At 59.9% G+C, this 20,403-nt stretch carries 20 protein-coding genes; 11 read left to right on the top strand and 9 right to left on the bottom strand.

Translation table 11 applies throughout. The features are described from left to right. The first annotated feature begins 3 nt into the window (after positions 1-3). Entirely contained in the window at positions 4-2,697 is a 2,694-nt protein-coding gene (locus ACM1ZW_RS30330; protein WP_017339881.1) for a DEAD/DEAH box helicase, read from the top strand. A gap of 89 nt (positions 2,698-2,786) precedes the next feature. Here ACM1ZW_RS30330 and ACM1ZW_RS30335 read toward each other — a convergent pair whose 3' ends face one another. Further along, a complete protein-coding gene (locus ACM1ZW_RS30335) occupies positions 2,787-3,605 on the bottom strand; it encodes a shikimate 5-dehydrogenase (protein WP_414877975.1) in 819 nt (272 codons plus the stop codon). 246 nt (positions 3,606-3,851) lie between these two features. On the opposite strand from ACM1ZW_RS30335, the gene ACM1ZW_RS30340 reads away from it, so the two are divergent. From ACM1ZW_RS30340 to ACM1ZW_RS30350, 3 genes are all read left to right on the top strand, one after another. Continuing rightward, on the top strand, positions 3,852-4,220 hold the full coding sequence (locus tag ACM1ZW_RS30340) for a hypothetical protein (RefSeq protein WP_031319047.1): 369 nt from the start codon (positions 3,852-3,854) through the stop codon (positions 4,218-4,220). Positions 4,221-4,663: 443 nt separating this feature from the next. Continuing rightward, the gene (locus ACM1ZW_RS30345) at positions 4,664-4,858 is read left to right on the top strand and encodes a hypothetical protein (protein ID WP_017339884.1); all 195 of its coding nucleotides are present in this window, start codon (positions 4,664-4,666) and stop codon (positions 4,856-4,858) included. A gap of 112 nt (positions 4,859-4,970) precedes the next feature. Beyond that, entirely contained in the window at positions 4,971-5,153 is a 183-nt protein-coding gene (locus tag ACM1ZW_RS30350; RefSeq protein WP_017339885.1) for a hypothetical protein, read from the top strand. Here ACM1ZW_RS30350 and ACM1ZW_RS30355 read toward each other — a convergent pair. Next, positions 5,150-6,211, bottom strand: coding sequence for an AI-2E family transporter (locus tag ACM1ZW_RS30355; RefSeq protein WP_017339886.1), 1,062 nt, complete (start codon positions 6,209-6,211; stop codon positions 5,150-5,152). The genes ACM1ZW_RS30350 and ACM1ZW_RS30355 overlap by 4 nt on opposite strands. A gap of 163 nt (positions 6,212-6,374) precedes the next feature. On the opposite strand from ACM1ZW_RS30355, the gene yegQ reads away from it, so the two are divergent. Continuing rightward, the gene (gene yegQ / locus ACM1ZW_RS30360; protein ID WP_416739930.1) at positions 6,375-7,700 is read left to right on the top strand and encodes a tRNA 5-hydroxyuridine modification protein YegQ; all 1,326 of its coding nucleotides are present in this window, start codon (positions 6,375-6,377) and stop codon (positions 7,698-7,700) included. Positions 7,701-7,875: 175 nt separating this feature from the next. Here the strand turns inward: yegQ and ACM1ZW_RS30365 are convergent, their stop codons facing one another. Further along, the gene (locus tag ACM1ZW_RS30365; protein WP_414877977.1) at positions 7,876-8,739 is read right to left on the bottom strand and encodes a LysR substrate-binding domain-containing protein; all 864 of its coding nucleotides are present in this window, start codon (positions 8,737-8,739) and stop codon (positions 7,876-7,878) included. Positions 8,740-8,835: 96 nt separating this feature from the next. Between ACM1ZW_RS30365 and ACM1ZW_RS30370 the strand changes: the two genes are divergently transcribed. Next, the gene (locus tag ACM1ZW_RS30370; protein ID WP_416739931.1) at positions 8,836-9,741 is read left to right on the top strand and encodes a DMT family transporter; all 906 of its coding nucleotides are present in this window, start codon (positions 8,836-8,838) and stop codon (positions 9,739-9,741) included. A 110-nt stretch (positions 9,742-9,851) separates the two neighbouring features. Here the strand turns inward: ACM1ZW_RS30370 and ACM1ZW_RS30375 are convergent, their stop codons facing one another. Next, entirely contained in the window at positions 9,852-10,013 is a 162-nt protein-coding gene (locus ACM1ZW_RS30375; RefSeq protein ID WP_416740867.1) for a hypothetical protein, read from the bottom strand. Between the two features lie 89 nt (positions 10,014-10,102). Beyond that, on the bottom strand, positions 10,103-10,819 hold the full coding sequence (locus tag ACM1ZW_RS30380) for a FadR/GntR family transcriptional regulator (protein WP_416739932.1): 717 nt from the start codon (positions 10,817-10,819) through the stop codon (positions 10,103-10,105). 281 nt (positions 10,820-11,100) lie between these two features. On the opposite strand from ACM1ZW_RS30380, the gene ACM1ZW_RS30385 reads away from it, so the two are divergent. Together ACM1ZW_RS30385 and gudD are read left to right on the top strand one after the other, a co-directional pair. Next, positions 11,101-12,447, top strand: coding sequence for an MFS transporter (locus ACM1ZW_RS30385; RefSeq protein ID WP_017339892.1), 1,347 nt, complete (start codon positions 11,101-11,103; stop codon positions 12,445-12,447). Positions 12,448-12,471: 24 nt separating this feature from the next. Then, a complete protein-coding gene (gene gudD / locus ACM1ZW_RS30390) occupies positions 12,472-13,815 on the top strand; it encodes a glucarate dehydratase (RefSeq protein WP_416739933.1) in 1,344 nt (447 codons plus the stop codon). 36 nt (positions 13,816-13,851) lie between these two features. Here the strand turns inward: gudD and ACM1ZW_RS30395 are convergent, their stop codons facing one another. Further along, positions 13,852-14,733 carry a LysR substrate-binding domain-containing protein gene (locus ACM1ZW_RS30395; protein ID WP_017339894.1) on the bottom strand — a complete coding sequence of 294 codons (882 nt, stop codon included), beginning with the start codon at positions 14,731-14,733 and terminating at the stop codon, positions 13,852-13,854. A 160-nt stretch (positions 14,734-14,893) separates the two neighbouring features. Here ACM1ZW_RS30395 and ampC point away from each other — a divergent pair, with 160 nt between their 5' ends. Next, positions 14,894-16,060, top strand: a complete 1,167-nt coding sequence (gene ampC / locus ACM1ZW_RS30400; protein ID WP_416739934.1) for a class C beta-lactamase — start codon at positions 14,894-14,896, stop codon at positions 16,058-16,060. Positions 16,061-16,138: 78 nt separating this feature from the next. Here the strand turns inward: ampC and ACM1ZW_RS30405 are convergent, their stop codons facing one another. Next, positions 16,139-16,690 (bottom strand): DUF4174 domain-containing protein, encoded by a 552-nt coding sequence (locus tag ACM1ZW_RS30405; RefSeq protein WP_416739935.1) that lies wholly within the window; start codon positions 16,688-16,690, stop codon positions 16,139-16,141. Between the two features lie 177 nt (positions 16,691-16,867). Between ACM1ZW_RS30405 and ACM1ZW_RS30410 the strand changes: the two genes are divergently transcribed. Next, positions 16,868-17,236: a VOC family protein gene (locus ACM1ZW_RS30410; protein ID WP_017339897.1), complete on the top strand. Its 369-nt coding sequence runs from the start codon at positions 16,868-16,870 to the stop codon at positions 17,234-17,236. Between the two features lie 18 nt (positions 17,237-17,254). On the opposite strand, the gene ACM1ZW_RS30415 is transcribed toward ACM1ZW_RS30410, so the two are convergent. Next, on the bottom strand, positions 17,255-18,040 hold the full coding sequence (locus tag ACM1ZW_RS30415) for a sulfite exporter TauE/SafE family protein (RefSeq protein ID WP_017339898.1): 786 nt from the start codon (positions 18,038-18,040) through the stop codon (positions 17,255-17,257). A 225-nt stretch (positions 18,041-18,265) separates the two neighbouring features. Beyond that, on the bottom strand, positions 18,266-19,015 hold the full coding sequence (locus ACM1ZW_RS30420) for a hypothetical protein (RefSeq protein ID WP_414877985.1): 750 nt from the start codon (positions 19,013-19,015) through the stop codon (positions 18,266-18,268). Between the two features lie 236 nt (positions 19,016-19,251). Here ACM1ZW_RS30420 and ACM1ZW_RS30425 point away from each other — a divergent pair, with 236 nt between their 5' ends. Further along, positions 19,252-20,400 (top strand): aldose epimerase family protein, encoded by a 1,149-nt coding sequence (locus ACM1ZW_RS30425; RefSeq protein ID WP_416739936.1) that lies wholly within the window; start codon positions 19,252-19,254, stop codon positions 20,398-20,400. The last annotated feature ends 3 nt before the right edge of the window (positions 20,401-20,403 follow it).

Genomic DNA, 20,403 nt, shown 5'->3' on the forward strand with positions numbered 1-20,403 from the left:
CTTATGCCCCCGACCCTGAGTAAACCTCTGGCGCCTTCCTGGGTCAGCCGATTCAAGGAACAGAGCCTGGAACGTGGCCGACGCTACGCGCTGGAGAATCGTGTCAGGATCGTCGAGGTCGGAGACGCAACCATTACCGCCGCCTGCGAAGGCTCTGGCGGCAACGTTTATCGTCAGACCATTCGCCTGCGCGAGTCGGCTAAAGCCACCTTGCTGATGGTCGACGCCACTTGCACGTGCCCGGTTCGCAGCAACTGCAAACATTGCGCCGCGGTGCTGCTGAAGGTGCAGGAAACCCTCGCCTACCCCGCCGCCGCGCAAGACGCCGAACTGCTGGAAAAACTTCAGGCCGTACTGGAAAACCGCAGCCCGAAAGCGCCGCCGCAAGTGCTGGTGGACAACGTGCAACCGGTGCCACGCCTGTGGCTGGCGAGCATCGAGTTCAGCGCCTTCGAACCGCGCAACGGCAAGATGCAGCGCTACATTCAGCATCGTGCAGCGCTGTCCTTCAATTACCTGGATGAATACGTCAGTGGACAGAAAAACGCCGACGTCCTGATTCGCCAGGAAACGCAGACGCTGCGGATAAAACGCCACCCGGAAGTCGAACAGACCTACAGGGAACAACTGCGAATCCTCGGCTTCAAGGTCGCCACCCGTCAAAGCAAAGCCCTGCCGGAAAGCGCCGGCGAACTCTACGAGATGGTCAACGACAGCGCCTGGCTGACCTTCACCCTCAATGAGCTGCCGAAGCTGCGCACTCAAGGCTGGGAGTTGCAGATCGACGAGGATTTCGGTTTCGACCTGACCGCCGTGGACGACTGGTACGCCACCGTCGAACAGGCACCGGAGCGTGACTGGTTCGATCTTGAGCTGGGGATCATCGTCAATGGCGAGCGCCTGAGCTTGCTGCCCATCCTGCTGAACCTGATGCGCTCCCACACCGAAATCCTCAACCCGGAACGTCTCGCCCGACGCCGCGATGACGAGTTGATTTTGGTGAACATCCCCAATCGCCCGAATTCCGAACACGGGCCGCTGCAAGTCGCCCTGCCCTTTGGCCGCTTGAAACCGGTACTGGCGACCCTCGGCGAGTTCTACCTGCAAGAACCCGGCGAGACCACGCTGCGCCTGAGCAAGGCCGACGCCACGCGCTTGAACCCTTTGGAAGACTTGCCGCTGCTCTGGGAAGGTGGCGAGCAGATCCGCACGTTTGCCCAGCGCCTGCGGGACATCAAGGATTACACCGCGACTGCACCGGAAGGCTTGAACGCAACATTGCGCCCGTATCAGCTGGAAGGCTTGAGCTGGATGCAATCGCTGCGGCAACTGGAAGTCGGCGGGATTCTCGCGGACGACATGGGACTGGGTAAAACCCTACAGACCCTGGCGCACGTTCTCAGCGAGAAAAACGCTGGACGCCTCGATCGACCCTGCATGGTGGTGATGCCCACCAGCCTGATCCCGAACTGGCTCGACGAAGCCGCGCACTTCACGCCGCAACTCAAAGTGCTGGCGCTGTACGGCGCCAGTCGCAAGAAGCATTTCGACACGCTGGCCGATTACGACCTGATCCTGACCACCTATGCACTGCTGCCCAAAGACGTCGAACGCCTGGCCGCGCAGCCGTTGCACGTCCTGGTGCTGGACGAAGCGCAGTACATCAAGAACCCCAACAGCAAGGCCGCCCAGGCTGCGCGCGAACTGAATGCGCGCCAGCGCCTGTGCCTGAGTGGCACGCCACTGGAAAATCACCTGGGTGAACTGTGGTCGTTGTTTCACTTCTTGCTGCCCGGCTGGCTTGGCGATGTGAAAAGCTTCAACCGCGATTACCGCGTGCCGATTGAAAAGCGCGCCAGCGAAGTCAGGCTCCAGCACCTCAATGGCCGGATCAAACCGTTTCTGTTGCGCAGGACCAAAGAACAAGTGGCGACGGAGTTGCCGCCGAAGACCGAGATCGTCCACTGGGTCGAACTCAACGAAGCGCAACGCGATGTCTACGAAACCATGCGCCTGGCCATGGACAAGAAAGTCCGCGACGAAATCACCCGCAAGGGCGTGGCGCGCAGCCAGATCATCATTCTTGAGGCGCTGCTGAAGCTGCGTCAGGTGTGCTGCGATTTGCGCCTGGTCAACGACGCTGCGCTGCCGGCTCGCGGAAGTACCTCGGGCAAACTCGATAGCCTCATGGAAATGCTGGAAGAATTGTTCGAGGAAGGTCGACGGATTCTGCTGTTTTCCCAGTTCACTTCGATGCTCGCGTTAATCGAGATCGAGTTGAAAAAACGCGGTGTTGAATATGCGTTGTTGACCGGGCAGACCCGTGACCGACGTTCTCCGGTGAAAGAATTCCAGAGCGGAAAGCGTCAGATCTTTCTGATCAGCTTGAAGGCAGGTGGTGTTGGCCTGAACCTGACCGAAGCGGACACGGTGATTCACTACGACCCGTGGTGGAACCCGGCGACGGAAAACCAGGCGACTGACCGTGCGTACCGCATTGGCCAGGAGAAACCGGTGTTCGTCTACAAGATGATTGCCCGAGGCACGGTGGAAGAGAAGATTCAGCACCTGCAGAAAGAAAAATCCGACTTGGCGGCAGGCGTGCTGGATGGGCGCAAGACCGGGGACTGGAAGTTGCAGAGCGATGATATTGAGGCCTTGTTTGCGCCGTTGCCGGAAAAGCTGGAGAAACGCTGAGAGGGGCGGCGTTTGGTGGATCGCCCACCTCGGAACGCCGCCCGGACCACGCCGGTGTTCCGAAGAAGGGGCCGACACAGCCAGAATTATCAGCTTCGGGCAAACTCCACCGCCTTCTGGAACTGCTCCTCCGTCGGACGCACCCCGGTATAAAGCACAAACTGCTCCAGCGCCTGGATCGCGATCACTTCCAGCCCGGTAATCACTCGCTTGCCTTCGGCGCGACCGCGCACGATCAGCGGCGTTTCCGAGGGGATCGCCACCACGTCGAAGACAGTCTGCGCAGCCGCAATGACCTCCCCGTCAAAGGCCAGTTGATCGGCCTCAGGCCCGCCCGTCATACCGATCGGCGTCACGTTGATCAGCATCTGCGGGCGTCGGGTGCCCAACTCGGCTTGCCACTCATAACCCAGTGACTCAGCCAGGGCACGCCCGGCGCGTTCGTTACGGGCGACGATCAGGCCGTTCTTGTAACCGCCATCGCGCAAGGCACTGGCCACCGCCTTGGCCATGCCGCCGCTGCCGCGCAGGGCAAAGGTCGATTCCTTGGGCACCTGATGGGTGTCCAGCAATTGAGCGATGGCGATGTAATCGGTGTTGTAAGCCTTGAGGTGACCATCGGTGTTGACGATGGTGTTGATCGACTGGATGGCGGCGGCGGACGCGTCCAGCTCATCGACCAGCGCAATACACGCTTCCTTGAACGGCATCGATACGCCACAACCGCGAATGCCCAGGGCGCGAATACCCGCGACGGCACCGGTCAGGTCCTGGCTGCGAAAGGCCTTGTAATAGAAATTCAGACCCAGCTGTTCATACAAGTGATTGTGAAATCGCAGGCCAAAGTTCCCCGGGCGCCCCGACAGGGACATGCACAGCTGAGTGTCTTTGTTGGGGTTCATCTGCATGAAGAATCTCCTTCGGTAGCACTTTCAGATGGACGGGATTAGCCATTCCATCGAGATCTGATCGATCATATCGGCGTGCCTGCTCGTGGCAGCGCACGTGGGTAAGGAAGCCGGTACAGACCTTACACAAAATTTACCCAACGGCTGTGCTGATTTTCAAAAAAACGCTGTCTTAGAAGTATCCCCGCGACAATCCTTGGGTCTATTGCAGACGCAAGCGCCGGGTTGAAGAACCGAGGAATGATCATGATCCGTAAAATTCCCACAGTGGCCTTGCTGATCGGTGCTCTTGCTATCGCAGGGCAGGCAGAGGCTGGCGGCGGTCACGGTTGGCAAGGTCCAGCGGTATTTGGCGCGATCGTTGGCTCGGCCATCGTCGGTTCGGCCATCATCAACAGCAACCGGCCCGTTTATGTCCAGCAGCAACCGGTTTACTACCAGCCGCAACCGGTGTACGTGCAGCAACCGCCACCGGTTTACTACCAGCCGGCGCCGGTCTACGTGCAACAACCGGTCTATTACGCCCCGCCACCGGTCTACTACGGTCCGCCCCGTGGCTATTACGGCCCGCCACGCGGTTATTACGGCCATCCCCATGGTTACGGCCGCTGGTAACAGGCGCACAAGGCCCCGCTTTTATAGCGCAATGTTGTTCACTTAAGAGTGTCTTGAATCAAAGGAAACTTGTGGCGAGGGAGCTTGCTCCCGCTTGAGTGCGTAGCACTCACAAAACTCGGCAATAGTTGTCAGATTTTTGGGGCCGCTACGCAGCCCAGCGCGAGCAAGCTCGCTTGCCACAAAGGTATGCACGATTCAAGAGCGCGCTTAAGTGAACAGCATTGCTTTTATAGCGGGGCTTTTTTATGCCCGTTCGTCGGCGAAGGTCTGAAAAAATCTCGCCAAGGTCGCTATCGGGACAGTCCCGCCGGTTCAAGCGGGCAAGATTGACTTGAGCGCCCTTTCCCCGCGGAGGGGAACCGGTCATGTTTATGTCATGTCAGGTCCGCAAGCTTGGATCTGTCCGTCAACAACAGGTTGATAACAACAAGGACGACCTCATGCCCACGCAAAATCCGCACCGCGATATCAGCTTGTGCACTTCCAGCAAGGTGTACAACACCCTGACCGAACTCAAGCACCTGGAAGGCCATCGCAGCGCCAAGTTCTTATCGCTGCTGACAGAAAACCTGGTGCGCAAAGGCCTGCTTAACGAGCACGAAGTGGTCCACATGCTGGATCTGGTGGTCGACTGACGGACAGACGGTCGTTTGGGACCGCTAACGTCAATGACGACTATCGAAAGCGTTGATTTCTCGTTCAAGCGCAAGATCCGTAAGGTAGCTCCATAGATTGATGGAGGTACTTATGTCCCAGGTTCAGATCATGTCCGTTATCGGCAGCGCCGTTCCCGCCCCGCTCAGAGAGCTGGGATTGCTCGCCTGTTGGTATCTGGTGCAGGACGGCGAAGCGATCAGCGGTCCGCTCACCTCACTTAACGCCGCCAAGGCCCTGTCGCAGAGCCTCGACACCGGTCGACTCAGCGCCTAAGGCAGCTGTACCCGCGGTTTGGTTTCGATGAAAATCGCCCAGCTCGACATGAACAGTGCCGCGATCAGGGGCCCGATGACAAAGCCGTTGAGCCCGAAAATCGCCAGGCCGCCCAAGGTCGAGATGAGAATCAGATAGTCCGGCATCTTGGTGTCCTTGCCCACCAGGATCGGTCGCAGCACATTGTCCACCAGGCCGATCACGAACACGCCGAACAGCCCCAGCACCACGCCCTGCCAGATCGCTCCGGAGAACAGGAAAAACGCCGCCACCGGCGCCCAGACAATCCCCGCGCCCACCGCTGGCAACAGCGATAGAAACGCCATCAACACCGCCCAGAGCAAAGCGCTCGGGATGTCGAGAAACCAGAAAATCAAACCGCCCAAGGCGCCCTGCGTAATGGCCACCAGCAGGTTGCCTTTCACCGTGGCGCGCACCACGCGGTTGAACTTGAGCTGCAAGCGGCGTTTCTGGTGTTCCTCCAGCGGCACGGCTGCGCGAACCTTGCGTGCAAGCTCTGCGCCGTCGCGCAAAAAGAAGAACAGCAAGTAGAGCATGATGAAAAAACCCACCACGAAATCAAACGTACCCTGCCCGAAACTGAACACCTGCGTGGCGACAAACTCGTTGCCCGTCACCGCACTCTTGATGATTTTTTCCCGCAGCCCGTCCAGCTCACCGACCCCGGCCCGATCGAGCAAGTGCTGAAAGTACGGCGGCAGGCTGTGTTTGAAATGCGTCACGTACCCCGCGATGTCCAGCTCGCCGCTTTCGATGCTTTTGTACAGCGTGGCCCCCTCTTGCACCAGCAGGATACTGAGGATGATCACCGGCAGAATAGCGATGATCAGGCAGATGCTCAGGGTGAGCAGCGACGTCACGTTGCGTTGCCAGCCAAACTTCAGTTGCAGGCGACGCTGCAGCGGTGCGAAGAGGATGCCGAGAATCACCGCCCAGAACACCGCGCCGTAGAACGGCAGCAGAATCCAGATAAACGCCGCCGTCACCAGCCCAAGCAGAATCACCAGTGATTTGTTTTTTACCGTCTCTTCGTTCATGTCCGATCCATGTCAGTCCGCAGGGACGCAATGTCGCGTCCTGATGCTTAGTCCGCCACGGTTCGCGCGAGTGCCATCCGCTTGTTCATCAAGCATAGATCCAGATCAATGAAACCTGTGGGCAAGCCGATTACCCTCGCGGTCTTTTGCGATCGACCCGCCCATGACCCTCGCCACGCCTGAACTGCTCGCCCCCGCCGGCACCCTGAAAAACATGCGATACGCCTTCGCCTATGGTGCCGATGCGGTGTACGCCGGCCAGCCGCGCTACAGCCTGCGGGTGCGCAACAACGAATTCGATCACGCCAACCTCGCGCTCGGCATTCGCGAAGCCCAGGCCCAGGGCAAGCGTTTCTACGTGGTGGTGAACATCGCCCCGCACAACGCCAAGCTCAAAACCTTTCTCAAGGACCTGCAACCGGTGATCGCCATGGCACCGGACGCGCTGATCATGTCCGACCCCGGCCTGATCATGCTGGTGCGCCGGCACTTCCCGCAGATGCCGATTCACCTGTCAGTGCAGGCCAACACGGTGAACTGGGCGAGCGTCGAGTTCTGGCAGCAACAAGGCTTGAGCCGGATCATCCTGTCGCGTGAGCTGTCTCTGGAAGAAATCGCCGAAATCCGCCAGCAAGTGCCCGCCATGGAACTCGAAGTGTTCGTTCACGGCGCACTGTGCATGGCCTATTCCGGACGCTGCCTGCTGTCGGGCTACATGAACAAACGCGATGCCAATCAGGGCAGTTGCACCAACGCCTGTCGCTGGAAGTACACCGCGCAAGAAGCCACGGAAAACCAGCTCGGCGAAATCGTGCAGACGTTCCAGCCCGAACCGACGCTGGGGATTGGCGCACCCACCGATCAGGTGTTCCTGTTGCAGGAAGCCAATCGTCCGGACGAACTGATGCCGGCGTTCGAGGACGAACACGGCACCTACATCATGAATGCCAAGGACCTGCGCGCCGTGCAGCATGTCGAGCGTCTGACGCAGATGGGCGTGCACTCATTGAAAATCGAAGGCCGGACCAAATCCCATTTCTATTGCGCGCGGACCACTCAGGTGTATCGCCGGGCAATCGACGATGCGGTGGCCGGTCGTGAGTTTGACCGCGGCCTGATGACCGATCTGGAATCCCTCGCCCAGCGCGGTTACACCGAAGGTTTTCTGCGTCGCCATGTGCATGACGAATACCAGAACTATCAGCAAGGCAGCTCGGTGTCGGAACGGCAGCAGTTTGTCGGTGAGCTGACCGGCGAGCGGCGTGACCGCTTGGCGGAGGTCAAGGTGAAGAACCGGTTTGGCCTGGGCGACCACATGGAACTGATGACGCCCAAGGGCAACTTCCACTTCGATCTGCATCAGCTGCAGAACGTCAAAGGCGAGGCCATCGACGTGGCGCCGGGGGACGGGCACACGGTGTACCTGCCGATTCCGGATGCGGTGGATTTGCGGTTCGGGTTGTTGATGCGGGATGTGGGTATGAAGTAGCCCGGTAGTCCAGATAAAACCTGTGGCGACGGCGCTTGCTCCCGCTCGAGCGCGAAGCGTTCGCCAAGGGTGATCAGTGCTCAACCTGAAGAAATCCATGTTCTGGTTTGGGGGAACTTCGCTCCCAGCGGGAGCAAGCTCCCTCGCCACAAAGTCCCCTGTTTCACAATGTCGTCTACGCGAACTCCTCCCGCAACATCGCCACAAATGCCTCTCTCGCCGGGTGCACCCCGGCGTTTTCGTGCCAGTAAAACAGGTTGTCGATGGCCGTCAGCTCAGGGAATTCGTACCCCGCGCACCCGGCGCCCTTGGCGTATTGATCGAACACACCTTTGGGCACCAGCGCGACACCCGCCCCTGCGCTGACGCAACCGACAATCGCGCCATAACTGGCCAGGCTGACAATCGGCAGCGCCTGCCCCTGACGCAACAACCAATGCTCCAGCGCCGCGCGGTATGGGCAGCCCTGCGGCCACATGAACACGGTTTTGTCCTGCAAATCGGCAATGTCACGCACCGGTCCCAGGGACGTCGAGGCGATCAGCAGCAGCTCCTCGCGGTACATCGGCGTGCGTTTGAGGTGCGCACGCTCGACGTCCACCGCGACAATCGCACCGTCGAGCCGGTGGCTGACAGTGTCATCGAGCAATTGGCCCCAGGTGCCGGTGGTCAGTTCCAGCGCCACCGCCGGGTAGCGCTTGTGGAACTTGGCGAGCAAGCGCGGCAAGCGCCCGGTGGCCGAGGATTCGATGGCGCCGATGCGCAGCGGGCCAGAGGGCTCGGCCGCGGGGTCGACCGCGCGTTTGGCCTCCGCCGTGAGCGCGAGAATCTTCGAGGCATAGGCCAGAAACGTCTGTCCCGACGGGCTGATGCGCAATCCCCGGCCTTCCCGTAGAAACAGCGCGACGCCCAACTCCGCCTCCAGCGCCTTGATCCGTGCCGTGATGTTCGACGGCACGCAATGCAGCAACTCGGCCGCACGGGCGATGCTGCCGACGTCGGCAACGGTCTTGAACATGCGAATCTGCGCGAGCTCCATACATCACCCAAAGTGAACAGTAGGCGCAGTATAAGTCAGTTGTGGCGAATGGTTAGAGTTCTGATACTCGATGCATCTGTCCACAGGTGCTCGACCATGCAAACGCACACTCATCCTTCGCCCTTCAAAATCATTCTGGCCATGGCGTTTGTCGTGGCCTGCTGGGGTTATTCCCCGACCGGCATTCACATCGGCCTGCAAGCCTATGACCCAGGGCATCTGGCGCTGCTGCGGTTCCTGGTGGCGTCTGTGTTCATGGCGCTGGTCGCGCTGGTCAACGGCATCAGCCTGCCCAACCTGCGTGATTTGCCGCTGCTGTTCGGCCTCGGTTTTTTTGCCGTGAGCCTGCATCACGTGGCGATCAATTTCGGCCAGCAAGGTGTCAGCGCCGGCGCGTCCAGCGTGCTGGCGCAAACAACGCCACTGTTCAGCACGCTGCTGGCGCGTTTCGTGTTCAAGGACCACGTGAGCGCCTGGCGTTGGGGTTGTGTTTTTCTGGGGCTGGTCGGCGTAGTGATCGTGGTCGCCGGGGATCGCGGGGTGGGCAGCATCGACGCCCACGGCTTGTTGATCCTGCTGGCGGCGGTGTCCTGGAGCTTTTACTTCGCGTTGCAGAAACACCACTCCGGGCGCTACGACGGACTGACGCTGGTTTGCTACACGGTGTGGTCGGGAACGGCGTTGTTGCTGGTGTACCTGCCGGGGTTGACGGCGCAAGTGGTCAACGCACCGATGCATGTACAACTGGCGGTGATGGCGCTTGGGGTGTTTCCAAGTGCGCTCGCGTACCTGGCCTGGGCGTTTGTGTTGGCTCACGTTGATTTGAGCCGGGCGACGATGACCTTGTATCTGGTGCCGCCGACGGCGATGGCGATGGCCTCGTTTGCGCTGGGCGAGCGGCCGACGTTGATGATTGTCGCGGGGGGCATCGTGGTGTTGCTGAGTGTGTTGGCGTTGAATCTGGAGCGGCGGTGGGTGGCGATTCGGGTGGCGGAGGTTTGATTGGGGATTTGTGGTGATGCGTCTGGCGTTATCGCGAGCAGGCTCGCGATGAACGATGACGTGGCCAACCGGCCAGGCACAAAAAACCCGGCACACTGGCCGGGTTCTGTTCAGCGCCTGTCATCGGACAGCGGCGTGGGTTCATCCGGCGGAGGCACGTCCTCCTCCGCGGCGGGGTCTATCCAGTCTTCAGGTCGGTCAGGGTCTGCGGCGGCCGGGTCCCGCGCAGGGTCCATGCCAGGTGGAGCATCGTGATCCATTGGGTTAGCCATGGCGCACCTCATTGGTGAGGTCCAGCAAATCTGGGCCGTATTCGTTGGAAGCAAGCGCACGAACGGCGTGCTATCGAATAGACAGACGGCTAGTCGCGATCCGCCAAAAACCGGTCCCGACTGTTGGTCAGGTGCAGCCACATGGCCGCCCGCGCCGCGTCCGCGTCCTGGCGTTTGATGGCGTTGAGAATCGCCTCGTGCTCAAGGTTGGCAAGGTGCCCGAGCTTGCTCAAATCCGCCGCGCCACGCTCGACGGCATTGACCCGGGTCCGGGGAATCATGGCGCTGCCCAGGTGCTGCATGATTTCGGTGAAGCAGACGTTGCCGGTGGCTTCCGCGATCAACAGGTGAAAGCGCTTGTCGGCTTCGACGCAGCTGTCGTTGTTGGCGAGCAGGCTTTGATAGTCATCCAGCGCTTCGCGCATTTGCGCCAGTTGCTGATCCGTGCGACGCATGGCCGCCAACGCGGCGGCCTGGGTTTCGAGGCCCATGCGCAACTCCAGAATGCTGCGCACCCCCAGCGCCGTATCGACATTCAGTCGCAGCCCCTGCTCCGGCGCGCGTTCGATCACGAACGTGCCGATGCCGTGCCGGGTTTCCACCAGGCCGGACGCCTGCAATTTCGAGATCGCCTCGCGTACCACCGTGCGACTGACGCCGTGCTCCAGAACGATCGTGTTCTCCGAGGGAAGTTTGTCCCCCGGCAACATCTGGCCCAGCAGAATGCTCTGGGTCAGTTTCGCGACCAGGTCGTGGGCCAGGTTGTGTGTGCGCTTGCGGGCAGGCGCGTCGAGGTCTTCTTGCATGGCGGTCATCCGAGAGCAGAGCTGACGGAATCGTAGCACCGCGATCAAGTGAAAGCCCCAAAAAATACCGCCCTACTTGTATGACAACACTCAACAACGGCAGCAAATCCAGTTCAAAAAGACCGACTCACAACCAGCCACCACCACAAAAATTTCGAGATAACAGCCATTTTATTGGACATTACAGCTTGCAGAATAAAAAAACGCAGTTGTATGATGTCTAGCAACAACACAGCACCCGCAACACCCCCGCACAAAAATAATCAGTGGGAGAAAACCAAGTGAATACATCCATCTCCGGGATGCACGACGGCGCCGATTCGGTCCTGAAATCCGCCATCTCGAAAGTGAAACGCCACGTTCTGCCGCTGTTCGTCATCATGTTCATCGTCAACTACATCGACCGCGTGAACATCGGCTTCGTCCGCGCCCACATGGAACACGACCTGGGCATCGGCGCCGCCGCCTACGGCCTCGGTGCCGGTCTGTTCTTCATCGGTTACGCGCTGTTCGAAGTCCCCTCCAACATCCTCCTGCAAAAAGTCGGCGCGCGAATCTGGCTGACCCGCATCATGCTGACCTGGGGCCTGGTGGCCGCATGCATGGCCTTCATCCAGAACGAAACCCACTTCTACATCCTGCGATTCCTGCTGGGCGTGGCTGAAGCCGGGTTCTTCCCGGGAGTGATTTATTACTTCACGCGCTGGTTGCCGGGGGTGGAACGCGGCAAGGCCATTGCGATTTTCCTCAGTGGCTCGGCGATCGCTTCGCTGATCTCCGGCCCGTTGTCCGGGTTGCTCCTGCAGATCAGCGGGTTCGGGATGCACGGCTGGCAATGGATGTATTTCATTGAAGGGATGTTCTCGGTCGGGCTGTGCGTGTTCGTCTGGTTCTGGCTCGACTCCAAACCCCACGACGCCAAATGGCTCAGCCGCGAAGAACAGGACGCACTGGTCAAGGCCATCGACGACGAACAACTGGCCCGAGAAGCCGCGACGCCGATCAAACCGTCGCTGGGCAAGTTGCTCAAGGATCGCCAGATCATCCTGTTCTGCCTGATCTATTTCTTCATTCAGCTGACCATCTACGCCGCGACCTTCTGGCTGCCAAGCATCATCAAGAAGATGGGCGACCTCAGCGACATTCAGGTCGGGCTGTTCAACTCGATCCCGTGGCTGCTGTCGATCGTCGGCATGTACGCCTTCGCGTCGCTGTCCGCGAAATGGAAACACCAGCAAGCCTGGGTGGCCGCTGCCCTGCTGATCGCGGCGGCCGGCATGTTCATGTCCACCACCGGCGGGCCGGTCTTTGCCTTCGTGGCGATCTGCTTCGCAGCACTGGGCTTCAAATCCGCTTCGTCACTGTTCTGGCCGATTCCCCAGGCGTACCTCGATGCACGGATCGCCGCAGGCGTCATCGCGCTGATCAATTCGGTGGGCAACCTCGGCGGCTTCGTTGCACCGACTACGTTCGGCCTGCTGGAAGAACACACCGGCTCGATTCAGGGCGGGCTGTATGGCCTGGCCGCCACCTCGATCATTGCCGCGATCATCGTCTTCTCCGCACGGAACACACCGAAAACCGTACCTGCCGTTGCCTTGGACGAAACCGCCCCCCACCGCGCCTGAACATTGCTTTTTAAGGACAAGAAAATGAATCCACAAGACACCGCAAAAGCCCCGATCATCACCAGCATGCAAGTGGTTCCGGTGGCGGGTCACGACGGCATGCTGCTCAATCTGAGCGGCGCCCACGGTCCGTTTTTCACCCGCAATATCGTGATCCTCAAGGACAACGCCGGCCACACCGGCGTCGGCGAAGTGCCCGGTGGCGAGCGTATTCGCCAGACACTGGAAGATGCGCGCAGCCTGGTGGTCGGCAGCCCGATCGGCACGTACCAGAAGATCCTCAATCAGGTGCGCCAGACCTTCGCCGATCGCGATGCCGGTGGCCGCGGCTTGCAGACGTTCGACCTGCGCATCACCATCCATGCTGTCACCGGCCTGGAAGCGGCGTTGCTCGACTTGCTCGGTCAGCACCTGGACGTGCCGGTCGCCGCCCTGCTGGGTGAAGGCCAGCAGCGCGATGAAGTGAAGATGCTCGGCTATCTGTTTTATGTCGGTGATCGTCACCAGACTGACCTGGCCTATCGCAGCGAACCGGACGCGGACAACGACTGGTTCCGCGTACGTCACGAAAAAGCCATGACCGCCGACGCCGTAGTGCGCCTGGCCGAAGCCGCCCACGCCCGTTACGGCTTCAAGGATTTCAAACTCAAGGGCGGCGTGCTCTGTGGCGATGAAGAAATCGAAGCGGTCACCGCGCTGGCCGAACGCTTCCCCGAGGCGCGCATCACCCTCGATCCGAATGGCGCCTGGTCGCTGAAAGAAGCCATTCGCTTGTGCCGGGACCAGCATCATGTTCTGGCCTACGCCGAAGACCCGTGCGGTGCGGAAAACGGCTTTTCGGGCCGGGAAGTCATGGCTGAGTTCCGCCGCGCCACCGGCCTGAAAACCGCAACCAACATGATCGCCACCGACTGGCGGGAAATGGGTCACGCGATCCAGTTGCAATCGGTGGACATTCCGCTGGCCGACCCGCACTTCTGGACCATGCAAGGCTCTGTGCGCGTGGCGCAGATGTGCCACGAATGGGGCCTGACCTGGGGCTCGCATTCCAACAACCACTTCGATATTTCCCTGGCAATGTTCACGCATGTCGCGGCCGCCGCACCCGGCGACATCACCGCCATCGACACCCACTGGATCTGGCAGGACGGCCAGCGCCTGACCAAAGCCCCGCTGCAAATCGTCGACGGTTGCGTGCAAGTGCCGAAGAAGCCGGGGCTCGGGGTCGAGCTGGACATGGACCAGTTGGCCAAGGCCCATGAACTGTACAAAGGCATGGGGCTGGGTGCGCGGGACGACAGCGTGGCGATGCAGTTCCTGATTCCGGGGTGGACGTTTGATAACAAGCGGCCGTGCCTGGTGCGCTAGGCCCTTCGAAACCACCTCATTTTGTGGGGGCTGTGTTCACCCGTTTTGCTGTGCCGTTTGCAACAGCCAGCTCTTGAACGCCGCCATCGCCGACGTCTCGGCCCGCGACTGCAAGCGGGTCAGCCAGTAGCTGCCGGTGGTGATGCCGATGGCGAAGGGTTGCTCGATGGCGCCCGTTGCCAGCAGTCGGGCGAACATCAGCGGTGGTGCCAATGCCACGCCCATTCCTTGCAGTGCCGCCTCCATCATCGCCAGCGAGGAATCGAAGACGATGCTCCGGGGTGGCGCGGCATGGGCCGCAAGGCCGGTGGCCTGAAACCATTCGGGCCACTCATCCGTGCGATAGGAACGCAGCAGCGTTTGCTGCAACAGATCGGCCGGCGTGCGCAGTTGCCGGGCAATCTCGGGCACGCACAACACCGATAACGGCGCCTCGATCAAGCGCACCGCTTCAATCCCGTGCCACGCCCCCGCGCCAAAGCGAATCGCGTAATCCAGCCCTTCCGCCGCCACATCCACCCGATTGTTGTGGGTCGACAGGCGCACATCTATGAACGGATGTTTCGCCTGGAAGTCGGACAATCGCGGCAACAACCAGCCCACCGCAAACGTTCCCACCGCGCCCACCGTCAGCACTTCGCGAAAATGCCCGCCCTCGAAGCGCTCGAGGGTTTCAGCGATGCGGTCAAAGGACTCGCGCAGCACCGGCAACAACGTCTCCCCTTCACTGGTCAGCATCAGGCCGCGGGGCAAGCGTTTGAACAGCGTAACGTTGAGCTGGGCTTCCAGGCTTTTGACCTGGTGGCTCACCGCAGCCTGCGTGACGCACAACTCTACCGCCGCCCGTGTGAAACTCAGGTGGCGTGCCGAAGCCTCGAAGGCGCGTAGTGCGTTAAGCGGTAATTGCGGCCGAATCATGCCAACCCCTAATTTTTCTAATGGCTCATCTGAAATAACGTCGTTTGTCGATGGCCGGCAAAGTGACTAGATTTGGCACGCTCATTCGGCGCACCACTGTGCAAACCGCTCGCTGTGTAGCGGGCACACCTCTTGAAAACTCATGGACAGCGGCACACACATGCAGAACTTCAGACTCAGCAAGGTCTTATCCTACAGTGCTTTCAGCCTTTTCCTCGGCGCGGGCTACTGCGTTGCCGCAACCCCCACGGACCCGCAGATCGAAACAGCGGTCAAAAACGCCGTCGTTCCGGTCATGCAGCAACAGCACATTGCGGGGATGGCGATCGCCATCACCGTCAACGGCAAACCGCATTACTTTAACTACGGCGTGGCCTCGAAGGAAACCGGAACGGTTGTCACCCAAGACACCCTGTTCGAGATCGGTTCGGTGAGCAAAACCTTCACCGCCACCCTCGCCGCCTACGCCCAGGCCAGCGGCAAACTGTCCCTGTCCGACAAGGCCAGTCACCTCCTGCCGGCTTTACGCGGCAGTGCGTTCGATAACATCAGCGTGCTGCAACTGGGCACTTACACCGCCGGTGGCCTGCCGCTGCAATTCCCGAGCGATGCCGATGCGCCGGACAAGATGCTCGGCTATTTCAAACAGTGGAAACCGGTCTACGCGGCTGGCAGCCATCGGCAGTATTCGAACCCGAGCCTGGGGCTGTTCGGTTATCTTGCGGCCCACAGCATGGGCCAGCCGTTTGAGGCGCTGATGGAAAAAACCTTGCTGCCGAAACTCGGGTTGCAGCACACCTTCCTGAAGGTGCCGCCCACGCAAATGGCGCTTTACGCCCAGGGCTACAGCAAGGATGACAAGCCTGTGAGGGTTGAACCAGGCGCACTGGACTCAGAGGCGTATGGCGTGAAAACCAGCGCCTCGGACTTGCTCCGATACGTCGAAGCGAACATGAAGCCAACGGGCCTGGAAGCGCCGATGCAGCAGGCAATCGCCGCGACGCATACCGGCTACTACACAGTTGGCGACATGACTCAGGGCCTGGGCTGGGAGCGTTACACCTACCCGATCGCCCTCGACAAACTGCTTGCCGGCAACTCGTCGCAGATGGCGATGGAGGCTCATAAAGTCCAGTGGTTGAACCCGCCGCAACCGCAACCGGCCAATGTGCTGTTCAATAAAACCGGCTCAACCGGTGGCTTCGGTGCCTACGTGGCGTATGTGCCTTCGAAGGACATTGGCATCGTGATCCTGGCCAACAAAAACTACCCGAACCCGGAGCGGATCAAAATCGCCCATTCGATATTGAGCACACTCAGCCAATAACACCCCGGAACGGGCGTAAACAAAATGGGCGACCCCTTGAGGTCGCCCATTTTCGTTGGTGCGTGTCCATTCCTGTGTTCAATCGTCAGGCATCTCAGGTGGCTTGGCGGGCTTCGCCGGCTTGCCCGGTTTCGTTCCTTTCGCACCTTTGGCCGGTTCGGCTTCGGTGACCGGCGGCGTGGGCGTGGGCACCGTGGCTTCTTTTTCGGTCGGCGGCAATTGGTCGACGGTACTGAAGATCGCCTTCAGATCAACCGCATCCGATTGCTCGAGTTTCTTTTCGCCGTCCTTGCCAACCAGAATCACTTTGGTCTTTGCGCCAGCGCCCAGCTTGAGCGAACGGATCAGTGCCGCCGTGTCTTGTGGTCCCAGGTCTTTGCCTTCGCGCTGGCCCATCAGGTTGAGCACGGTGTACAGGACCATATTCCGGTCGGTGAATTCTTTGCGATTGGCCGGCTCATCCAGCGACTTTTTCAGGCTGACCCACGTCGGATCGACCGTGCTCGGAGCGATGACAATCAATGGCCGGGACCTGCCCTTGTCCATGTCCAGCGGTGAGTCGCCATCGGCGGCGAGCAAGGGGCCGGCAATCGCCAGCAGGGTTGTCAGGGTCAATGACCTGATGAGCATGCGCATCTCCTTTTGATATCCACGCTCTAATGATTGCGCATCGCGGCGTTCGTTCCGGGTGACGCACCGCAATTGTGTCTCGCCTTGACCCAAGCTTAGGTCAGGGCGGTCATTGCGCAACAGGCTGAGCTAATCTCATGACTCGATACGCACCTGAACCGCCGTGAGGATCACACCATGAGCGCTCAGTTGAATCACACCATCGTCTGGTGCCAGAACAAACACATATCCGCGACGTTTCTCGTCGAGATTCTCGGCTTGCCGCCCCCCGAGCCCTTCGGGCCGATGCTGATCGTGAAACTCGATAACGGCGTGTCGCTGGACTACTACGACAATGATCCGCCGATAGCCTCCCAGCACTATGCGTTCCTGATCGGCGACGACGATTTCGATGCGGCCTTCGCGCGCCTGCAAGCCAGAAAACAACCCTGGTGGGCTGATCCAGGCAAGCAGCGCCCAAAAGAAATCAATGATTTTGCGGGAGGACGGCGCGTGTATTTCGATGACCCGGACGGGCATCTGCTGGAGATTTTCACCCGTGAATGACTGACGCCCGGACAACCATCAGAACGCCAGTTTGTAGCCGATCAACACCAGCATCGTGGCCAGGCAAGGACGCAGCACTTCATCGGAGATACGGCCCGTCAGGTGACTGCCCAGGTAAATGCCCGGCAGTGAACCGATCAGCAAGAAGCCCAGTACATGCCAATCCATGTTGCCCATGCTGGCATGGCCAAGACCGGCGACCAGGGTCAGTGGCACGGCGTGGGCGATTTCCGTGCCGACCAGGCGGCGTGTCGGCAGCAGCGGATAGAGGATGAACAACGCCACGGTACCCAGCGCACCTGCGCCGATGGAGGTCAGGGCCACCATGGTGCCGAGGACGAGGCCGGTAATCACGGTCAGCACATTCAAGCGCTTGCCGCTTGGGTTGTACTCGCCGCCCGCGCGTTTGTGGGCGAAGTCGAGCAAGCGCTTCTTGAAGAAAATCGCCAGTGCCGTGGCAAACAGCACAAAGCCCAGCGCCTGTTTGATGACGGCGTTCATCGCGTCGGGGGAAGTTTGCAAACTGCTGAGGAACCACAGCGTCAGCGCCACCGCCGGCACACTGCCGAGGGTCAGCCAACCGGTAATCGCCCAGTCGATGTTCTTGTTCTTGCGGTGCACCAGCACACCACTGGACTTGGTGATCGCGGCGTACAAAAGGTCCGTGCCCACCGCGGTGGCAGGATTGATCCCGAACCACAGCAGGATCGGCGTCATCAACGAGCCGCCGCCCACGCCGGTCATGCCGACGATGAAGCCCACCACCAAACCTGCAACCACCAACCCGAAGTTAACGAATTCCATTAACACGCCCACTGAAAACGCACGAGAAATCTGGCCCGCAGCATAGCGATTTTTCTTATAACCACTTATATCGATAAGGACTATCGTTATGCCTTCCCCAATGGGTAGCGAGCCTTTGTGGCGAGGGAGCTTGCTCCCGCTGGGCTGCGTAGCGGCCCCTTTTGTGAGTGCTGCGCACTCAAGCGGAAGCAAGCTCCCTCGCCACAAAGGGGTGACACATCAGGATCACTGCACAGGCAGGAAATTGAGGAACAGCAGACTCTGCGCGTAATTCAGGCCGATCCGTCGGTAGCGTTCGTCCAGCATCTGGGTCAGCAGGTCCAGGCGCGCGACGATCTTGCCGAACTCCACGGCGAAACTCAGGTTGCTGCCCTCCTCCGAGATTTCGTTGGAGAACAGCAAGGGTTCGCCGTTTTTGTTCTGCCGCTGACTGAGGATCCAGGTGGCTTTCTCGATGTTACGCGCGGCGTTGTTGACGAAGGTCGGGTTGATCGCATCGGTCATGTAGAACTCCAGCCGGTTGCCGTGCGCGGTGACCAGCATACTGCCGATGGCATAGATGAAGGCACCGACCCGGTCGCCGAGGAACTCCGGACTCATGGCGTAACTCAGCGCCGCCAGATCCTTCTTGCCCCCCAGGGTCGGCAGCGGCTGTTGTTGCTCAATGGCCATGCGCACCTGTTTGCCGGCGGTGCGGGCGTCGAGGAATCCGGACTTTTTCAGCTCCTGCGGGTTACGCAGGTAGAGCTTGCTCATCAGCAGGTAGAGGCTGTCGAGGTTGTCGCGCATCGCCAGGGTGGCCATGCGGTCGACGCTGGTCTGGAGGAATTCCTGGGGCCGGCCTTCGCGAAACTGGCTGACGATGTCGCGGCCCTGCTGCTGGCTGCAACCGGTCGTGATGAGCATCGACAACACGGCGAGCAGCAGACAATGGCGGCGGATGTGCTCAGCGGTGAGGGGTAAAACTCGGGCCATGGGCGCTTGAACTTGGCATGGGCCGGCGGAGGGGATCGCCGCGGGCTGACCAAAGATAGAGCCGTGGATGTCGAAAAAGTGCAGTGCCTGCAGTCCACAAACATGAGCGACAAGCTAATTAGTCTGACTTTATTCAGACGCAATCGCAAATATCGACTATAAATCCTTCCTGATCGATTTATTGATCAACAACTAGTATGACTACTTCATAAAAAACAAAAACAGGAAGGTCAACCATGCTTCTATCCCGGTACCCACTTCGCGGCCTCGGAGTGTCCCTGATGATCGCCACCCTCACCTCCCAGGCCGCCGGCCTGTCCAGTGAACACAAAGCCTTCGGCAAAACCAATGACGGTACGCCCGTCGAGCAATATGTGCTGCGCAACAGCCACGGCATGCAAGCCACTGTCATCACCTATGGCGCGACGCTGCAGGCGCTCGAGGTGGCGGATAAAAACGGCAAGTTCGAGGACGTGGTGCTCGGCTTCGACGATGTCCAGGGTTATCAGAAAGGCACCGCCTACTTTGGCGCGACCATCGGCCGCTTCGGCAATCGCCTGGCCAACGGCGCGTTCGAACTCGACGGCAAGCGCTTTCAGGTGCCGCTCAATGACGGCACGAATTCGCTGCACGGCGGGCCGCTGGGTTTTGACAAACATGTGTGGAAAGCCGAACCGGCCAAAGGCAAGGACTCGGTTGGCGTGACACTGACGTACCTGTCGGCGGACGGCGAGATGGGTTTCCCCGGCAACCTGAAAACCGAGGTCACTTACAGCCTCAATGACAAAAACGAGCTTCGCATCGAGTACAAGGCATCCACCGACAAACCCACGGTGTTGAACCTGACCAACCACAGCTACTTCAACCTGGCTGGCGCGGGTAATGGCGACGTGTTGCAACAGGTCGCGACGTTGTATGCGAGCCATTACACGCCGGTCAACGGCACGTTGATCCCTACCGGCGAAATCGCGCCAGTGACCAGCACGCCGATGGACTTCACCCACCCCACTGCAATCGGCAAAAACATCAAGGCCGATCATCCGCAGTTGAAATTCGCTGAACCGAAACACGGTGGCTTTGATTTCAACTGGGTGCTGGACGCCAAGGGTGACCAGGGCAAACTTGCCGCCGACGTCAGCGATCCGCAGTCCGGGCGCCGCTTGCAGCTCTACACCACTGAGCCTGGCGTGCAGTTCTATACCAGCAACTTTCTCGACGGTTCAGTCAAGGGCAAAGCCGGCAAGACGTATGCGCACTGGAGTGCATTTACCCTGGAGACCCAGCATTATCCGGATGCGCCGAATCAGCCGAACTTCCCCTCTACGCGGCTGGATCCGGGCAAGACGTATACCCAAAGCACTGTGTTGAAATTTTCAGCTCATTAAAAT

The organism is Pseudomonas sp. NFX71, assembly GCF_048079215.1.
In the GTDB taxonomy this organism is placed as follows: Bacteria; Pseudomonadota; Gammaproteobacteria; order Pseudomonadales; family Pseudomonadaceae; genus Aquipseudomonas; species Aquipseudomonas fluorescens_B.